The following is a 16,885-nucleotide window of genomic DNA, read 5'->3' on the forward strand; positions in this document are numbered from 1 at the left end:
GCACCGCATCAGACCGGGCAATACACCTCGCGGTTGGTGTTAAGGAAGAACTGGGCAAAAACCGGGGTGCAGGCCGCACCGATGGCGCGTGCATTGCCACCAACCGACCCTTCTTCGACGCGGGGCAGTTTGATCCCGCGGCTGTCCAGCCCAGGCAGATGCTGCGCCACCTGTGCGACCAGTCGCATGCGCACATCCGCCGGAAACCCACCGTCGATCACCACCGCTTCAAAGTCGATCACCGCGCAGACTGAAATGATCGCTGACGCGATGGCGGGTGCGGCGGTGTCGATCCAACGGTCCACGTGGGTTGCGATGTTCGACCAGTTCTGCGGCTGTTGCCATAGCCCCGAGGTCTCGATGCCATTGCGGCGCAGATCGGCATCAAGCAGGTACAGCGATGCGGTGTCGATCAGTTGTTTGTCGGTGCCGTCGGTTCCGATGCTGCGCAACGACCCAAAGCTGCCGGCATTGCCCTGATTGCCGTCGACCACCATATGATTCAGCACCACGCCGCCGCCGATGAACGATCCGACAAAGAAATAGGCGTAGTCTCGCGCAGGGAGGCCCTTGCCAAAGGTATGCTCGGCCCGGCAAGCGGCGGTGGCGTCATTCTCGACAAACACCGGGTGCGTGCTGAAGCGCGCGACTTCGCGGTTGAAGTCGATCCGTTTCCAGGCCTCGAACTTGTCTGCCGGGGCGCCAATGGCAGCGAGCCAGTTCCACATTTCGTGTGGCGCGGCGATGCCAATTCCGCAAATCCGATCCCGCTGGGCCGCCGTCAGCCGCGCCGACATTTCGGCGATGCCCCGATCCAGAAATTCGAACACGTCCTCTGGCATTGGATAGTCATAGGTGATCTGCATTTCGCCCATGATCTGGCCGTGAAACCCCATCAAGACAAGGTCGGCACTGCGCCGCCCCAGCTTGAGTCCAAATGAGATCGCGCCGTTTGGCGCAAGGGTCATCGGGATCGAGGGTTTGCCGACCTTGCCACGCAATGGTTGACCACGCTCCAGAAATCCTTCGGCCTCGAGGCTGCGCAGGATCACCGATACGGTCTGCGCCGACAGTCCTGCCACCTTGGCAAGCTCGCTTCCCGGCATCGGGCCGTGACGCTGGAGCGTTGATAAAAGCAGCCGCTCGTTATGGGCACGCACACCGCTCTGGTTGATGCCGCCGGCAATTTGATTGTGCTTGCCATGATCCATTTTATCCGCTCCTTGCTGGCGGCGGTACGGGTGGTGCGCTCATTCCGGTTCAAGTAACGTGACAGGGGGCAAACTCCCGCGAAAATACTTGGAAGTATGCGTAAGCATAGCCGTTTTTTAGAACTGGTATACTTGGACTATTGTAGGAGACTGGAAATGAACAGCGCAAAATCGGAAATTTTCCGATCATATCGTATTGGTCCTGACTGTTTTCAGTATTCTGCGACTCGATACCGGAGCAAGCGTTGAATCGGCGCGCGATTGCGATCACTGTCGGGGGATGAGTGAACCATTGCCGCCTTTTGATCTGCGTGATTTCACGCCCTATCTTCTTGCCATGTCGTCCGAGGTGGCCAGCCTCGAGTTTTCTCAGATCTATCGTTCGCGCTATGCCATGACCCGGCCGGAGTGGCGCGTGCTGTTTCACCTCGGGCGCTATGGCAGCATGACCGCCCGAGAGATCTGCGACCGCGCCAAGACCCACAAAACCAAGGTGTCGCGGGCGGTGCGCGCGCTTGAGGAGAAGCGATTTCTTGAACGCCGGACGGTTGAGGGTGACCGACGCTGCGAAATGTTGTCCCTGCGATCACCGGGGCAGGCGGCGTATCGCGATCTGTCGTCCGAGGCTGCCAGATTCGAGGCGCAACTGACAGCCAGACTGGGGGATCGCGATGCGCTGTTGCTCAAATCCCTGCTGCGCAAGCTGGCCGGGTTCGACTAACGCCGGGTTTCTGGTTCAGCGCGGCGGGGCCGCAGATTTGCGTCGGATCAGCTCAACCGGGATTACTTCTGACGGCCCGGTCAGTCGGCCATGGTCGATCATGTCCAACAGCAGCTCGGCTGCGCGTTCTCCGATCAGGGTGCGGGGTTGACGGATCGTGGTAAGCGCTGGGGTCAGGTGTTCGACCACCGCGATATTGTCAAACCCAATCAAAGAGATATCGCCCGGAACTGACACACCGGCATGTTGTACGACACCCAGAAAACCCACCGCCATCTCGTCCGAGGACAGGAATAGCGCCGTCGGCCTGTCCGGCATCTGTAACCAGCGCCGCGCAGCCGCAGCCCCCGAATCCATGCTGTAATCGCCGGCAAACAACCAGTCGTCACGCAATCTAAGCCCGTGTCGGGACATTGCGGCGCGAAATCCGTCAAAGCGCGCTTCGGTCAGCACGTTGCCACGGGGGCCCAGGACATGGCCGATACTGCGGTGGCCAAGGTCTACCAGATGATCCACGGCCAGCCCGGCACCGCCCGCATTTTCGACCCGGACCGACGGCAGATCCGACCCCATCCATTCGCAGGCCATCATCACCGGAGGACGCCCCGGCATCCCGAGCGGGGCACAGGACAACGTGCCATCGAACAGAATAAGCCCATCCGCCTGTCCAGAGGTCAGATAATGCGCCAGCCGTGCATCGGGATCCGGTCCGGCCTGGGTGTCGGCCAGCAGCAGGCCATACTGCGCCTGTGTCAGGACGGACGACAAACCCGCAAGAATCTGGGAAAAGAACGTATTGGCCAGATTGGGCACCAGCGCAATGACGCTGCCGGTGCGCTGACGGCGCAGGTTTGAAGCGGTTGAATTGACGCGGTAGCCGCTCTCTTGCACGGCCTTTAGAACCGCGTCACGAGTCGCCTCGGCCACCACCGATGGTTTGGACAATGTCCGGCTCACCGTGGCGGTCGATACACCTGCCATCCGGGCAACATCCTGAATCGTCGCCGTTTTTCGTTCCATGCGCAGCCTTTCGTTGATCGACAGAATGCCCATAAAAATAGTGCTTGTAAACGATTGCATCTTTTGTCACCCTTTTGGCAATAACGATTACATCAGACGCGCCGGGGGAGGCGCGAGGGGGGATGCTTCGTGCGGACATTACAGGGCCCGGCCCTGTTCCTGGCACAATTTGCCGGGGACAGCGCGCCGTTTAATTCTTGGTCAGCTATCACCAAATGGGCGGCGGACTGCGGGTACGTCGGTGTGCAGGTTCCCAGTTGGGACAAGCGGTTGTTCGACCTGGACAAAGCCGCAGACAGCAAGACATATTGCGACGACTGGGCAGGAGAGGCCGCAGAGAACGGCATCACCGTTACCGAACTGTCGTGCCATTTGCAGGGGCAATTGGTCGCCGTGCATCCGGCCTATGACACCGCTTTTGACGGTTTTGCCGACCCATCGGTGCACGCCAATCCGGTGGCGCGTCAGGCCTGGGCGGTTGATCAAGTCAAAAAGGTCATCCGCGCGTCGAACAACCTGAACCTTTCGGCGGTCGCAACCTTTTCCGGCGCTCTGGCCTGGCCCTATATCTACCCGTGGCCGCAGCGGCCCGCCGGGCTGGTCGAAGCAGCCTTTGATGAGCTGGGCAAACGCTGGCAGCCGCTTCTGGATCTTGCCGATGAAAACGGCGTTGACCTATGTTATGAAATCCATCCGGGCGAAGATTTGCACGATGGCGTCACGTTTGAGATGTTCCTTGATCGTGTGAACCAGCATTCCCGTGCCAAGATGCTGTACGATCCCAGCCACTACGTGCTGCAATGCCTTGATTACCTTGATAACCTTGATATTTACGCTGACCGCATCGGCATGTTTCATGTCAAGGATGCCGAGTTCAATCCAACCGGGCGGCAGGGTGTCTATGGCGGCTTTCAGTCTTGGGTCAATCGGGCCGGTCGGTTCCGCAGTCTTGGCGACGGGCAGGTCGATTTCGGTGCGGTGTTTTCGAAACTTGCAGCGATGGATTTTGACGGCTGGGCCGTGGTCGAATGGGAATGTGCGCTGAAGCACCCCGAAGATGGTGCTCGCGAAGGCGCGGCCTTTGTCCGCGATCACATCATCCGCGTCACGCCACATGCCTTTGACGATTTCGCCAGTGGCGGTACGGACGAGGCGGCAAACCGTAAAATGCTGGGGCTGGATCGATGAGCCGCTTTGCAGACCGCAGCGGCCCGATCCGTCTGGGTATGGTTGGCGGCGGGCAGGGGGCGATGATTGGATCGGTCCACCGTGTGGCTGCGCGGCTGGACGGTGCGTTCACACTCACGGCCGGGGCGCTGTCATCGACCCCGGAAAAGGCGCAGGCATCGGGTCGTGAGGTTGGCCTGTCCGATGACCGGATCTACAGCGATTACACCCAGATGGCGCAGCGCGAGGCGCGGCTCAAGGACGGGATCGAGGCGGTTGCCATCGTTACCCCGAACCACATGCACGCCCCGGTTGCCCGCGAATTCCTGAAACGTGGCATTCACGTGATCTGCGACAAGCCGCTGACCGCCACGCTGGCTGAGGCGAAAAAGCTCAAGGCGCTGGCCGACAAATCCGACGCGTTGTTTGTGCTGACCCACAACTACACCGGCTATCCGCTGGTGCGCGAGGCGCGTGCCCGCGTCGCAGCGGGCGAGTTGGGGGATATCCGCGTCGTGCAGGTTGAATATCCGCAGGACTGGCTGGCCAACGCCCCCGCACCGGACAACAAACAGGCGGAATGGCGCACCGATCCCGCCCGCAGCGGCCCCGGCGGGTCCACCGGCGATATTGGCACCCACGCGTGGAACCTGTCCCGCTTTGTCACCGGTTTACAACCCGAGGCGCTGGCAGCCGATTTGCACAGCTTTGTCGATGGCCGGCTGGTGGATGACAATGCCCATGTGATGATCCGCTATCAGGGCGGCGCACGCGGGATGTTGTGGTGCAGTCAGGTGGCTGCTGGTCAAGAAAACGCACTGCATCTGCGGGTGTTCGGCACCAAGGCAGGGCTGGAATGGTTCCAGGAGGATCCAAACGCGCTCTATATCACGCCGATTGGCGGGCCGCAGACGCGCATCACCCGTGGCAGCGCCCAGACTGGCGATGCTGCCGCCCGCATGACGCGCATTCCCGCCGGGCATCCCGAGGGATTCTTTGAAGCCTTCGCCAACATCTATTCCGAGGCTGCTACGGCGATCCGTGCCCGGCGCAGCGGAGTCGGCCTGCCCGAAGGCGTTACCTTTCCGACCATCGATGATGGTGTCGAAGGCGTCGCCTTTGTCGATGCCTGCGTTCGCTCATCCAAACGCAATGCCGCTTGGGTGACGCTGTGACAGCAGTGCTTGCGGCACGGGGTGTCACGCGACGCTTTGGCCCGATTCAGGTGCTGCACGGCGTCGATTTTGATCTGACGGCGGGCGAGGTCCATGCCCTGATCGGCGAAAACGGCGCTGGAAAGTCGACGATGATGAAAATCCTCGGCGGGTATCTGACGCCATCCGACGGGCAATTACTGCTGGATGGCGAGGCGGTCAATTTCAGCGACCAGAAACAGGCCGAAGCGGCGGGCATCCTGATGATCCATCAGGAATTCAACCTTGCGCTGCAACTGACGGTCGAAGAGAACATCTTTCTCGGTCGCGAGAAAAAACGTGGCCCCTTTCTGGATCACAAGGCGATGCAGGACGAGGCGCGTGCGCTGCTCGCCCGTCTGAACTGCCATGTCGATCCGCGCGCCCGCATCCGCGATCTGTCTGTGCCAAACCGCCAGATGGTCGAGATTGCCCGCGCCTTGGGTCGCAACGCCCGTGTGCTGATCATGGACGAACCGACCGCCGTTCTGACCAACCGCGAGACGGATATCCTGCTCGAACAGATCGACCGGCTGCGGAGCGAAGGTACGGCGATCCTCTATACCTCTCACAAGCTGGATGAAATCCGGCGCATTGCTGATCGCGTGACGGTGCTGCGTGATGGTCATCCGATTGTGACCCGCGCGGCAGCCGGGTTCACCGAGGATGCGATGGCTACCGCCATGGTGGGCCGCGAACTCAGCGATCTGTTTCCTGCCAAACCCGTGCCGCAGGACGATATCGTGCTGGATGTGCAGGGTCTGACTGTGCCGGGCCGGGTGCGCGATGCGTCGTTCCAACTGCGACGGGGCGAAGTGCTGGGCTTTGCCGGTTTGGTGGGCGCGGGGCGGACCGAGTTGATGGAGGGGATCGCCGGTTTGCGCCCAGCCACGGGTACCATTCGCGTCAATGGCTCTGCGCTGAAGTTGGGGTCGGTTCTGGCCGCGCGTCAGGCCGGGCTGGTCTATCTGACCGAGGACCGCAAGGACAAGGGCCTGTTGCTGGGTAAATCCCTGACCGAGAACCTGACGCTGCTGGCGCTCGACCGCTTTGGTCGGATTCGCATCGACAAACAGGCCGAAGATGCTGCACTGACTGACGCGATCCGGGACTTTGATATCCGCGTGAACGACCGTCAGATGATGGCCGGCAGTCTGTCGGGCGGCAACCAGCAGAAACTGCTGCTGGCCAAGACCATGCTGGCCGAACCGCAGATCGTTATCATCGACGAGCCGACGCGCGGCATCGACATTGGCACGAAACAGCAGATTTACGAATTTATCGCCGCGCTGGCGGGGCAGGGCAAGAGCGTCATCGTCGTCTCGTCGGAACTGCCCGAAGTGATCGGCCTTGCCTCGCGCATCATTGTCATGGGGCGCGGATATATCGCCGGGGAACTGACCGGGGCCGAGATCACCGAAAGCGCGATCCTCCGGCTCGCTATGGGTGCGGCTGACGCACAAAAGGACATCGCATGAGTGACACGACCACATCCAGCCCGCCGTCGCGCCGAAGCGGCCTGAACCTGCATGTGTTGGGCCCGGTGCTGGCGCTCTTGGCGTTGATCGCATTGGGTGCGGCGCTGAATGGTAATTTCCTGAGTTATGGCAATGTGACCAACGTTCTGGCGCGCTCCGCCTTTATCGGCATCATCGCCGTGGGCATGACATTTGTGATCACCGCAGGCGGCATCGACCTGTCGGTCGGCTCCATGGCGGCCTTTGTCGCCGGGGTGATGATCATGGCGATGAACGCGATGATCCCTGCACTTGGCGTCGGTGTACCGCTGATCATCGCCGGTATGGGTGTTGCGCTGCTGGCCGGGTTGGCGGCGGGGCTGGTCAACGGCTTTCTCATCGCGAAACTGGGGATCGAGGCGTTTATCGTCACGCTGGGGTCGATGGGCATCTATCGCAGCCTTGTTACATGGCTTGCGGATGGGGGCACACTGTCGCTGGATTTTGCCGCGCGCAGCTTTTATCGTCCGGTCTATTATGACGGTCTGCTGGGCATAGCCTGGCCGATCCTGGTCTTTGCGCTGGTGGCAATCCTGGGCGAGCTGGCAATGCGCCACACACCCTTTGGCCGCCACTGCGCCGCCCTTGGCGCCAACGAACAAGTCGCGCGCTATTCCGCGGTCAAAGTCGACCGCACCCGCATGGCAACCTACGTTCTGCTGGGCATGCTCGTCGGCGTTGCGACCATCATGTATGTGCCGCGCCTTGGCTCGGCCTCTGGGTCCACCGGCGTGTTGTGGGAGCTTGAGGCCATCGCGGCCGTCATCATTGGCGGCACCGTGCTCAAAGGTGGCTTTGGTCGCGTCTGGGGCACTGTCGTTGGGGTGCTGATCCTTAGTCTGATCGACAATATCCTGAACCTCGCCTCGATTGTGTCGCCGTACCTGAACGGCGCAATCCAAGGCATCATCGTAATTCTCGCTGTGGTTCTGCAGCGCGAAGGCAAGTCCGCCGATTAAAGCGGCAATACTGGGAGGAATGATTTTGAAACGCAGAGATATCCTGAAAGGCGCGGCGCTGGCGGCCACATTGGTTGCCACAACCGCGACAACGTCCATGGCGCAGGACGACAGCTACACCATCGGTGTCGCCATCCCGTCCGCCACTCATGGTTTCATGGGCGGGCTGAATTACCACGCGCAGGACACCATCAAACGGCTTGAGGCGACGTATCCCAACCTTAGCTTTGTGCTGGCCACAGCTGGCGATGCGGGCAAGATGGTCAACGATATCGAAGACATGGTCGCCACCCGCGATATCGACGCACTTGTTGTGCTGCCGTTCGAATCCGAGCCGCTGACCTCGCCGGTGCAGGCGGTCAAAGAGGCGGGGATCTGGGTCACTGTCGTGGATCGCGGCCTGTCGGTGCCGGGGATCGAAGATCTGTATGTCGCGGGCGACAACCCTGGTTTTGGCCGTACGGCGGGCGAATACTTTGCCGCCAACCTGAACGACGGCGACAATATCGTCGTGCTGCGCGGCATCCCAACCACGCTTGATAACGAACGGGTGGATGCCTTTACCGCCGCAATCGACGGGTCGGGTGTCAACGTGCTCGATATGCAGCACGGCAACTGGAACCGCGATGACGCGTTCAACGTGATGCAGGATTTCCTGTCAAAATACCCTGACATCGACGCCGTCTGGGCCGCTGATGACGATATGGCCATCGGTGTGCTCGAAGCCATCGCGCAGGCCGACCGCAGCGATGAAATGTGGGTTGTCGGCGGCGCCGGCATGAAAGAGATCATCAAGCGGATCATGGACGGTGACCCACAATTGCCGGTCAATGTGACCTACCCGCCGGCTCAGATCTCGACCGCGATCGAACTGACCGCGCTGGGGTTGGTGTCTTCCACCCCCGTCTCGGGCCGGTTCATCATCGGCAGCCAGATCATCACTCCCGAGAATGCGGAAAGCTTTTATTTCCCGGACAGCCCGTTCTGATCACTGTCGGCTAACATGAGACAAGCCCGGGCTGGAACGCCCGGGCTTTTGCGTTCTCGATGATCCAGAGCACAGATTCGACCCTGTTGCGGATATAAGCGAGGGCGGTGCGCAGGGACGCGTAATCAAAAGAGGCCGGGCCGACCCGAAGTCAGGATGACATCCGGGGCGCATCGTCATTTTGACCCGCTTGACCCTGCCGCCCCAAAAGGCCACTTTCCCGCCCGAGCAGAAACATTGAAAGGCATCAGACCTTGACCCGCACTCCCCCCCCCTTTGCCGGGTATGAATGGATGATTGCATGGCGCTATTTACGTGCCAAACGCGCCGAGGGCGGCGTCAGCGTAATGACCTGGATCAGCCTTTTGGGTATCACTCTGGCGGTGTTTGCCCTGATTGCGACATTGGCGGTCAGATCCGGGTTTCGAACCGAATTTGTTGATACGATCCTGGGCGCCAATGCGCATGTCACGGTGTACTACAATGCCGAGCAGGATGCCGCGGGCCTAGTGTCGCGCACCATTCCTGACTACGTCGAAAAGGCCGAAGCCTTGGCGCGGGTGCCGGGCGTGACCCGTGTTGCGCCGCTGGTCAAGGGGCAGGTCATGGCGACCTATGACGGGCGCAACGCCGGGGTTGAGGTGTTCGGCATTCGCACCGACGACCTGGAAACCATCCCGCGCATTGCTGACCCGGAAACCGGGCGCGGCGATATTGCGCAGTTCGATCGGGGGATTGCCATCGGATCGGGTGTCGCACGGGAATTAGGGATCACGCTGGGGGATCAGCTGCGTCTGATCTCGCCCGATGGGGTGAAAACTGCGTTCGGCACCAGCCCAAGGGTCAAGGCATATGAGGTCGTCTATATCTTTACCGCCGGTCGCTATGACATCGACCGAACCCGGATATACATGCCATTCGGCGAGGCGCAGTTATATTTCAACCGCGATGGTGTCGCCGATGAATTCGAGGTGATCACCGACGATCCCGAAACCGTCGATGCGCTGGCCACCCCGTTGTTGCAGGCTGCGGGCGAACGTGGCCTGATCTGGACATGGCAGGATGCGTCGGGTGGGTTTTTGCGCGCGCTAGAGATCGAGGATAACGTGATGTTCGTGATCCTGTCCGTGCTGGTGCTGATTGCTGCGATGAACATCGTGTCGGGACTGATCATGCTGGTCAAGAACAAGGGCCGCGACATCGGTATTCTGCGCACCATGGGTCTGACCGAAGGGGCTGTGATGCGGGTGTTCTTTATCTGCGGTGCGTTCACCGGCCTGATCGGTACAGCGGCGGGCGTCATCCTGGGCTGTCTGTTTGCGCTGTATATCGACCCGATCTTTTCGCTGGTAAACTATGTTGCGGGCGGCGGGGTCTGGGATCCGGCGGTGCGGGGCATCTATAAATTGCCAGCCGAATTGCGGCTGGGCGATGTGCTGTCGGCGGTGTCGCTGTCGCTGGGCCTGTCGTTTCTGGTCACAATCTTTCCGGCACGGCGCGCAGCGCGGATGAACCCGGTCGAGGCACTGCGCTATGAGTGATCCAGTTCTGCGACTCAGTGATATCCACATGGCTTACAATCGGGGTCAACCAAATGAAATCAACGTCTTGCGGGGGGCTGATCTGACTGTGCGCGCCGGCGAGATCGTCGCCCTTGTTGCGCCTTCGGGGGCGGGAAAGTCGACGCTGCTGCATATCGCGGGACTGCTCGACACTCCGGACAAAGGCAAAGTCGAGATCGAAGGAGAGGACATGGCGGGCCTGTCCGACCGCCGCCGCACCGTGTTGCGCCGTGACGGCGTGGGATTTGTCTACCAATTCCATCATCTGCTGCCGGAATTTACCGCACAGGAAAACATCGTCTTGCCGCAACTCGCCAATGGTGCGTCGCGCGCGGATGCGGATGCGCGCGCGCTGCTTCTGCTCAAATCCGTCGGTATCGCGCCACGCGCATCGCACCGACCGGCGGCATTGTCGGGGGGCGAACAGCAGCGGGTCGCCTTTTGTCGGGCGATGGCCAATACGCCGCGTTTGCTGCTCGCGGATGAGCCGACGGGAAACCTCGATCCGGACACCTCGGATCAGGTGTTTGGGGCGTTGCTGGCGTTGGTGCGCGGCACCGGCCTTTCGGCAGTGATTGCCACGCATAACCTTGACCTCGCGGGGCGGATGGATCGGCAACTGAGGTTGGATCAGGGCGTATTGCGCACGCTCTGATCCCGACGCCGCGCTTGTGGGACGGGGTCGGATTGCCTAGCGTTGTCGGCGAACCTAAGGGGACCACGCCATGCCGCAGCACCTGGTGACCGATATCGAAACCCTCTCTGCCACGGCCCTGCGCGCGCATGGGGCCGTGCCCTGGGTCGCCGCCGAAATGGCGCGCGCGGTTGCCTGGGCCGAGGCGCGACAGAACCGGATCTGCGGTCTTTACTATCTGGAAAGCTACTGCCAGCAACTGCGGTCTGGTCGTGTGCTGGGCAATCCTGATCCGCAGGTCAGCCGCCCGCGTGCGGGTGTTGTGCAAGTTGATGCCGGCAACAGCTTTGCACAGACCGCCTTTGGCCGTGCGCTACCGCAGGCGATTGCGGCGGCGCACGAGACCGGCACCGTCACCCTGACCATCAGCCGGTCGCATACCTGCACCGCGCTGGGGTATTTCACGGAACAGATTGCGCTGGCCGGGCTGATTGGCATTGGCATGACCAATGCGTCGGCCATCGTGGCGCCGCCCGGTGGACAGACGCGCGTGATCGGCACCAATCCGGTGTCCTGCGCTGTGCCGGACGGGCAGGGCGGTGTCGCGATGATGTTTGATCAATCCACCACCACGGTCGCGCTGGGGCGCATCACCATGGCGCGCGCTGCGGGTGAAACGATCCCCCGTGGCTGGGCCGTCGATGCAAACGGCCAACCCACCACCGACCCCGAGGCAGCGCTGGCGGGATCCCTGACCAGCACCGGCGGATACAAAGGCTGGGGTCTGGGCCTGATGGTCGAGCTGATGACAGCAGGGCTTACCGGAGGCGTGACCAGTCGCGATGTCAAACCGCTCAAGGCACCTGACGGCGCGCCGCATGGGTTGGGGCAGGTGTTCCTGCTGATTGATCCAGGGGTTTCTGAGGTGTTCGCCGACCGGGTGGCGCAGGTCGCCGCAGCGGTTGCGATGGACCCTGAGGCGCGGATGCCGGGACAGGGCAAGGCCCCGCGGAGCGAGGTCGACGTGCCAGACGCGCTGTGGTCGCAACTGACCGCGTTGGCGGCGGGGTAACGCCGCGATCACGGCATTGTCGGGTGGCGATAGTCGGTTTTTAACGCATCTTTGCGGCAAAGAGGGGGACCCCGATGTTTCGATTTTCCAGCCTTGCCATTGCCTGCGCCCTGACGACGGCGTTGCCCGCCGAGGCCGCTTCTGTCGGCTTTGACGGAGACTGGAAGCAACAAAAGTTTTCGCTGTTTTCGCAGAACCGCTATGGCTTCAGGGGCAACACCTTGACCGTCGCGTCGGACGGCGCGGTATCGCTCGCTTACAAGGCGCTGCCAGAGGCGCTCTGGCCCGCCAAGAGCGCGCGCTGGTCGTGGTCGGTGACAGAAGGCGTTCCGCCAACGGATCTGCGTAAAAAGGGCGGCGACGACCGCAACCTTGCGTTATATTTCGTGTTCCTGCCCGCCGATCAGGCACAGGCGTTCAAGGGGGCCAGTGTCCGAAAATTGATGGGTGCCGATGCCGCGCGGGTGTTGGTTTATGTCTGGGGTGGTGCGGCACAGCGGGGCGCCGTGCTCGACAGTCCTTATCTTGGCGCGCGGGGCAAGACGGTGGTTCTGCGCACTGCGGGCACAGGTCACAGTGCCGAATCTGTGGATTTGGCGCGCGATTATGGCCGGGCCTTTGGCGGTGTTCCGGGGGCTCTGGTCGGGTTGGCGGTGTCGGGTGACAGCGACGACACCGACAGCACTATCCGTGCCAGTGTCAGTGGATTGCAGGTGAACTAGGGGGCGTCTGGGTTACGCCCGCTGCGTGACCCAGACGCCCAGCACCATCAGTCCGATCCCGGTACTGCGCGTCAGGGACAACGGGCTGACCCGTGCGCCGAACAGTCCAAAGTGGTCGATCAGCGCCGCCGAGGCCAACTGTCCGATAAGCACAAAGAACACCGCATTTCCGACGCCGAATTTGGGGGCGATATAGGTGATCGAAATCACGTAAAAAGCCACCAGAAGCCCGCCGGTGTACAGATGTTTGGGCGCGCCGCCTGCGCGCATCAGGACCTGTGGCCCGGTCGCGATCAGCAGCAGCCCCGAGACAAGCAGCGCGACGCAAAACAGGATCGTGGCCGCGGCCAACGGTGATCCGATGCGCCCGCCAAGGGCCGCATTCAAAGCCGCCAGCACAGGGATGCCGAATCCGGCCAGCAGCATCGTGAGGGCGTAGATGGGCATCAAATGGATCTCCTTGGAACCGTCGTCCGTGGGGCGTTTTTGAATTGCGGTACTGTCCGCCTGGTTGCTGCATCCAGCGGCATGTTCGCAAACGAATAGGTTCGCTGCGTGACGCATGTGACCTTGCTGCGACTTGTCGCGCGAGAAGCGGCGTAGATCAAGCGCTCTGCATGTTCCCCCTTGAATTGATCGCCGTGGCGGGCAACAGAAGAGGGATAGGTAAATTTGTCGACAGGAGTCCGCTATGGTCAGAACATCCTTTGCAGTTTCCGCTCTGGCGGCCATCGCGCTCTGGGCTTGTACGCCCGCCGAGATCATGCCGCAGGCCAGCGACGGCCGGGCGCTGTTCTTGGCCAATTGTGCGGTGTGCCATGGTGACAGCGCCGTGGGTGATGGCCCGATGGCCCGTGCCATGGTCAAACCGCCCGCCAACCTGACGCTGATTTCTGTGCGCCATGGCGACACATTCCCCCGTGCCAAGGTGCTTTCGATCATCGACGGCTACACACGGGCCGATCTCAAGGGGCCGGATATGCCGGAATTCGGCGCGCTGCTTGAGGGCGACCTGATTCCGTTCGACACCGGGGATGGCAAGGCGACACCGACGCCACGCAAACTGGTGGCGCTGGTCGAATATCTTGAGAGCATTCAGGCCATCCGCTGAGCGCGGTGATGCAGCCGGGGCGTCTGCCATTGCTCGCAGATTCCCGAGGAGCGACGTTGAAATCCTCTGACCGATTACGGTTCGCATCTTTGTCGGCGCTAGCGTTTGGCTTGCTCCGCATGTCTGACTGCGGCATGAGGGGAATACCCTAGTAAAGGCTGACCCCCGGATGCGCCAGTTGCAATTGATCCTGCTGCCCCTGTTGCTGTGCGCCTGCGCCCAGTTCCCGGAACTGGATGCGTCGCAGTCGCCGGGTGTGGCCGGAGCAGCGTTTCCCGCGCTGGTCCCGATCGAGTCGCTGCTGGACGGGGCGGCGCCACGTGCCACGCCGGAGATGCGCGCCGGGGTTGACGGGCGTGTGGCGGGCCTGCGGGCACGGGCCGCGCGCCTCAGCGGGCCTGTGGTTGATGCACAAACGCGCAGCCGTATGCGGCGCGGCGTTTCAGACCCATTCTGAACCGGTCTCTGTCCGCGCGGGGCGTTGCACCACCCCTGCGAACCGGATATGGCAGCGCCTGATCCGAAACGGCCCCGACCGTTCCCCGAACAATGACAGGAGTCCCGCCATGACTGATCCTTTGCGCCTAGGAATTGCCGGTTTGGGCACCGTCGGTGCCGGGGTGGTCAAGATCATCCGCCAGAAATCTGTGCTATTGGCCGAACGCACCGGACGTCCGATCACGATCAGTGCTGTCTGTGCCCGTAACCGCGACCGTGACCGTGGCGTGCCGCTGGGGGATTACGCCTGGGAGGATGACGCCGTTGCACTGGCCAAACGTGACGACGTGGACGTGTTCGTCGAGTTGATGGGGGGCAGCGACGGTCCGGCCAAGGCAGCGACCGAAGCGGCTCTGGCCATGGGCAAGGATGTCGTAACAGCCAACAAGGCGCTGCTGGCGCATCACGGTACTGCGCTGGCCTTGCAGGCCGAGGCGGCGGGCAGCGTTTTGCGATTTGAGGCGGCTGTGGCGGGTGGTATCCCGGTGATCAAGGCCTTGACCGAAGGTCTGGCCGGCAACGAGATCACCCGCGTCATGGGAGTGATGAACGGCAGCTGCAACTATATCCTGACCCGGATGGAGAATGCCGGGCTGACCTATCAAGAGGCTTTTGCCGAGGCGGATGGGCTGGGGTATCTTGAAGCCGACCCCGAACTGGACGTCGGCGGGATCGACGCCGGGCACAAGCTGTCGCTGCTGGCGTCCATCGCCTTTGGCACACAAGTGGCCTTTAGCGCGGTCGAGCTGGAGGGCATCGGCAAGGTGTCGATCGACGATATTCGTCAGGCCGCTGATATGGGGTACAAGATCAAACTGCTGGGCGTCTGCCGGATGACCGGGCGCGGGCTGGAACAGCGTATGTCGCCGTGCCTGGTGCCGCAGACCTCGCCGCTGGGGCAGCTTGATGGCGGGACCAACATGGTGATGATCGAAGGCGATCAGGTTGGCCAGATCGTCATGCGCGGGGCAGGGGCCGGAGAAGGTCCGACCGCCAGCGCCGTTCTGGGGGATCTGATGGACATTGCCCGCGGCACGCGGCTGTCGACCTTTGGTCAGCCCGCCTCGTCGTTGAAATCGGTGACGGCTGCGCGGGTTGCTACCCCGGCGCCGTACTATGTGCGCATGGCTTTGGTGGACAAACCGGGCGCGCTGGCCAAGGTGGCGACCGCGCTGGGGGAGGCGGGGATTTCGATCAACCGGATGCGCCAGTATGATCACACGAACGAGGCCGCGCCGGTGCTGATCGTGACGCACAAGACAACGCGCGCCGCGCTGGATCAGGCGATTGAGGCAATGGCCCCAACCGGGGTTGTGGCCGCAGACCCGGTCGTGCTGCGAATCGAAGCCGTCTGAACCCCAAAGCTGCTAGCGCAACCATTCTTGTGTCGCTGGTCTGGGGCGCTTAACACCCCGCAAGACCTTTCAGCTGCATATTGGGAGACAGTGCATGGCCAATCCGACCGATTTCAACGACCGCATGTTATCGCTGGGCCTGGCCCGCGTATCCGAGGCTGCCGCCATTGCGTCGGCCAAGCTGATCGGGCGCGGTGATGAAAAAGCCGCAGATCAGGCTGCCGTCAACGCGATGCGCGAACAGTTGAATCTGCTCGATATCGCCGGTGTTGTGGTGATCGGTGAGGGCGAGCGTGACGAGGCGCCGATGCTGTTTATCGGCGAAGAGGTCGGCACCGGCAATGGCCCCGGCGTGGATATCGCGCTAGATCCGCTCGAAGGGACGACGCTGACCGCCAAGGACATGCCAAATGCGTTGACAGTCATCGCGATGGGGCCGCGCGGGTCGATGTTGCATGCGCCGGATGTGTATATGGACAAGCTGGCCGTGGGGCCGGGTTACGGCGAAAACGTCGTGACGTTGGATATGCCCCCCGAAGAGCGCGTGGCCGCGCTGGCGCGTGCCCGTGGCTGCGGCGCTTCGGATATCACGGTTTGTATTCTTGAGCGCCCGCGCCACGAGGATATGATCGCGGCCGTGCGCAGCACCGGTGCGTCGATCCGGCTGATCACCGATGGTGACGTGGCGGGTGTGATGCATTGCGCAGAACCGGCGATCACCGGTATCGACATGTACATGGGATCGGGTGGCGCGCCCGAGGGCGTGCTGGCGGCATCGGCGCTGAAATGTATGGGCGGTCAGATTCACGGTCGACTGATGTTTCGCAACGACGACGAAAAGGCCCGCGCCCGCAAGGCCGGGATCACCGATCTGGACCGCGTCTACACGCGCGATGAAATGGTGACGGATCACGTGATTTTTGCCGCAACTGGCGTGACCAGCGGATCGCTGCTGTCGGGGATCAAGCGCGAGGTCGGTTATCTAACCACCGAGACGATTTTGATGCGATCAAAGACCGGATCTGTGCGGCGCATGACCTATCGCAATCCGACGCGCTGACATCTGCGCCCTCTGGTGCTGGCGGTGAGGGCGGAATTTGCGTATTTGAGAAGAGAAGAAGCAGGGGGCCGTTCTGGCCTCCTGAGCGTTTCAAT

The 16,885-nt window shown here is 61.9% G+C and carries 17 protein-coding genes; 14 read left to right on the forward strand and 3 right to left on the reverse strand.

Going from position 1 to position 16,885, the window contains the following annotated elements; translation table 11 throughout:
* Positions 1–8 precede the first annotated feature (8 nt).
* Positions 9–1,211, reverse strand: a complete 1,203-nt coding sequence (locus tag IMCC21224_RS05225) for an ROK family transcriptional regulator (RefSeq protein ID WP_047994457.1) — start codon at positions 1,209–1,211, stop codon at positions 9–11.
* 280 nt (positions 1,212–1,491) lie between these two features.
* Here IMCC21224_RS05225 and IMCC21224_RS05230 point away from each other — a divergent pair, with 280 nt between their 5' ends.
* Positions 1,492–1,932 (forward strand): MarR family transcriptional regulator, encoded by a 441-nt coding sequence (locus IMCC21224_RS05230; RefSeq protein WP_047994458.1) that lies wholly within the window; start codon positions 1,492–1,494, stop codon positions 1,930–1,932.
* 15 nt (positions 1,933–1,947) lie between these two features.
* Here the strand turns inward: IMCC21224_RS05230 and IMCC21224_RS05235 are convergent, their stop codons facing one another.
* Entirely contained in the window at positions 1,948–2,952 is a 1,005-nt protein-coding gene (locus IMCC21224_RS05235; RefSeq protein ID WP_047996881.1) for a LacI family DNA-binding transcriptional regulator, read from the reverse strand.
* A gap of 129 nt (positions 2,953–3,081) precedes the next feature.
* Between IMCC21224_RS05235 and IMCC21224_RS05240 the strand changes: the two genes are divergently transcribed.
* The 9 genes from IMCC21224_RS05240 to IMCC21224_RS05280 all read left to right on the forward strand — a co-directional run bounded on the left by IMCC21224_RS05240 (position 3,082) and on the right by IMCC21224_RS05280 (position 12,766).
* Positions 3,082–4,140: a sugar phosphate isomerase/epimerase gene (locus IMCC21224_RS05240; RefSeq protein WP_047994459.1), complete on the forward strand. Its 1,059-nt coding sequence runs from the start codon at positions 3,082–3,084 to the stop codon at positions 4,138–4,140.
* Entirely contained in the window at positions 4,137–5,294 is a 1,158-nt protein-coding gene (locus tag IMCC21224_RS05245; RefSeq protein WP_047994460.1) for a Gfo/Idh/MocA family protein, read from the forward strand. The genes IMCC21224_RS05240 and IMCC21224_RS05245 overlap by 4 nt, the downstream gene beginning before the upstream one ends.
* Entirely contained in the window at positions 5,291–6,790 is a 1,500-nt protein-coding gene (locus tag IMCC21224_RS05250) for a sugar ABC transporter ATP-binding protein (protein WP_047994461.1), read from the forward strand. The genes IMCC21224_RS05245 and IMCC21224_RS05250 overlap by 4 nt, the downstream gene beginning before the upstream one ends.
* Positions 6,787–7,788: an ABC transporter permease gene (locus IMCC21224_RS05255; protein WP_047994462.1), complete on the forward strand. Its 1,002-nt coding sequence runs from the start codon at positions 6,787–6,789 to the stop codon at positions 7,786–7,788. Before IMCC21224_RS05250 ends, IMCC21224_RS05255 begins: the two co-directional genes overlap by 4 nt.
* 25 nt (positions 7,789–7,813) lie before the next feature.
* Positions 7,814–8,776 carry an ABC transporter substrate-binding protein gene (locus tag IMCC21224_RS05260; protein ID WP_047996882.1) on the forward strand — a complete coding sequence of 321 codons (963 nt, stop codon included), beginning with the start codon at positions 7,814–7,816 and terminating at the stop codon, positions 8,774–8,776.
* Between the two features lie 254 nt (positions 8,777–9,030).
* Positions 9,031–10,317 carry a lipoprotein-releasing ABC transporter permease subunit gene (locus IMCC21224_RS05265; RefSeq protein ID WP_156178135.1) on the forward strand — a complete coding sequence of 429 codons (1,287 nt, stop codon included), beginning with the start codon at positions 9,031–9,033 and terminating at the stop codon, positions 10,315–10,317.
* Positions 10,310–10,993 carry an ABC transporter ATP-binding protein gene (locus IMCC21224_RS05270; protein ID WP_047994464.1) on the forward strand — a complete coding sequence of 228 codons (684 nt, stop codon included), beginning with the start codon at positions 10,310–10,312 and terminating at the stop codon, positions 10,991–10,993. The genes IMCC21224_RS05265 and IMCC21224_RS05270 overlap by 8 nt, the downstream gene beginning before the upstream one ends.
* 70 nt (positions 10,994–11,063) lie before the next feature.
* The gene (locus IMCC21224_RS05275; RefSeq protein WP_047994465.1) at positions 11,064–12,044 is read left to right on the forward strand and encodes an Ldh family oxidoreductase; all 981 of its coding nucleotides are present in this window, start codon (positions 11,064–11,066) and stop codon (positions 12,042–12,044) included.
* A 74-nt stretch (positions 12,045–12,118) separates the two neighbouring features.
* Positions 12,119–12,766 carry a DUF3047 domain-containing protein gene (locus IMCC21224_RS05280; protein WP_047994466.1) on the forward strand — a complete coding sequence of 216 codons (648 nt, stop codon included), beginning with the start codon at positions 12,119–12,121 and terminating at the stop codon, positions 12,764–12,766.
* 12 nt (positions 12,767–12,778) lie between these two features.
* On the opposite strand, the gene IMCC21224_RS05285 is transcribed toward IMCC21224_RS05280, so the two are convergent.
* Positions 12,779–13,213 (reverse strand): DMT family transporter, encoded by a 435-nt coding sequence (locus tag IMCC21224_RS05285; RefSeq protein ID WP_047996883.1) that lies wholly within the window; start codon positions 13,211–13,213, stop codon positions 12,779–12,781.
* Between the two features lie 244 nt (positions 13,214–13,457).
* Between IMCC21224_RS05285 and IMCC21224_RS05290 the strand changes: the two genes are divergently transcribed.
* The 4 genes from IMCC21224_RS05290 (at position 13,458) to glpX (ending at position 16,790) form a co-directional block, all read left to right on the forward strand.
* On the forward strand, positions 13,458–13,877 hold the full coding sequence (locus tag IMCC21224_RS05290) for a c-type cytochrome (RefSeq protein ID WP_047994467.1): 420 nt from the start codon (positions 13,458–13,460) through the stop codon (positions 13,875–13,877).
* 169 nt (positions 13,878–14,046) lie between these two features.
* The gene (locus IMCC21224_RS05295; RefSeq protein ID WP_047994468.1) at positions 14,047–14,334 is read left to right on the forward strand and encodes a hypothetical protein; all 288 of its coding nucleotides are present in this window, start codon (positions 14,047–14,049) and stop codon (positions 14,332–14,334) included.
* Positions 14,335–14,443: 109 nt separating this feature from the next.
* Complete coding sequence (locus IMCC21224_RS05300; RefSeq protein WP_047994469.1) at positions 14,444–15,730, forward strand: homoserine dehydrogenase; 1,287 nt, start codon at positions 14,444–14,446, stop codon at positions 15,728–15,730.
* A gap of 94 nt (positions 15,731–15,824) precedes the next feature.
* Positions 15,825–16,790, forward strand: a complete 966-nt coding sequence (gene glpX / locus IMCC21224_RS05305; RefSeq protein WP_047994470.1) for a class II fructose-bisphosphatase — start codon at positions 15,825–15,827, stop codon at positions 16,788–16,790.
* The last annotated feature ends 95 nt before the right edge of the window (positions 16,791–16,885 follow it).

The sequence above is a fragment of the Puniceibacterium sp. IMCC21224 genome, from assembly GCF_001038505.1.
Lineage (GTDB): Bacteria > Pseudomonadota > Alphaproteobacteria > Rhodobacterales > Rhodobacteraceae > Puniceibacterium.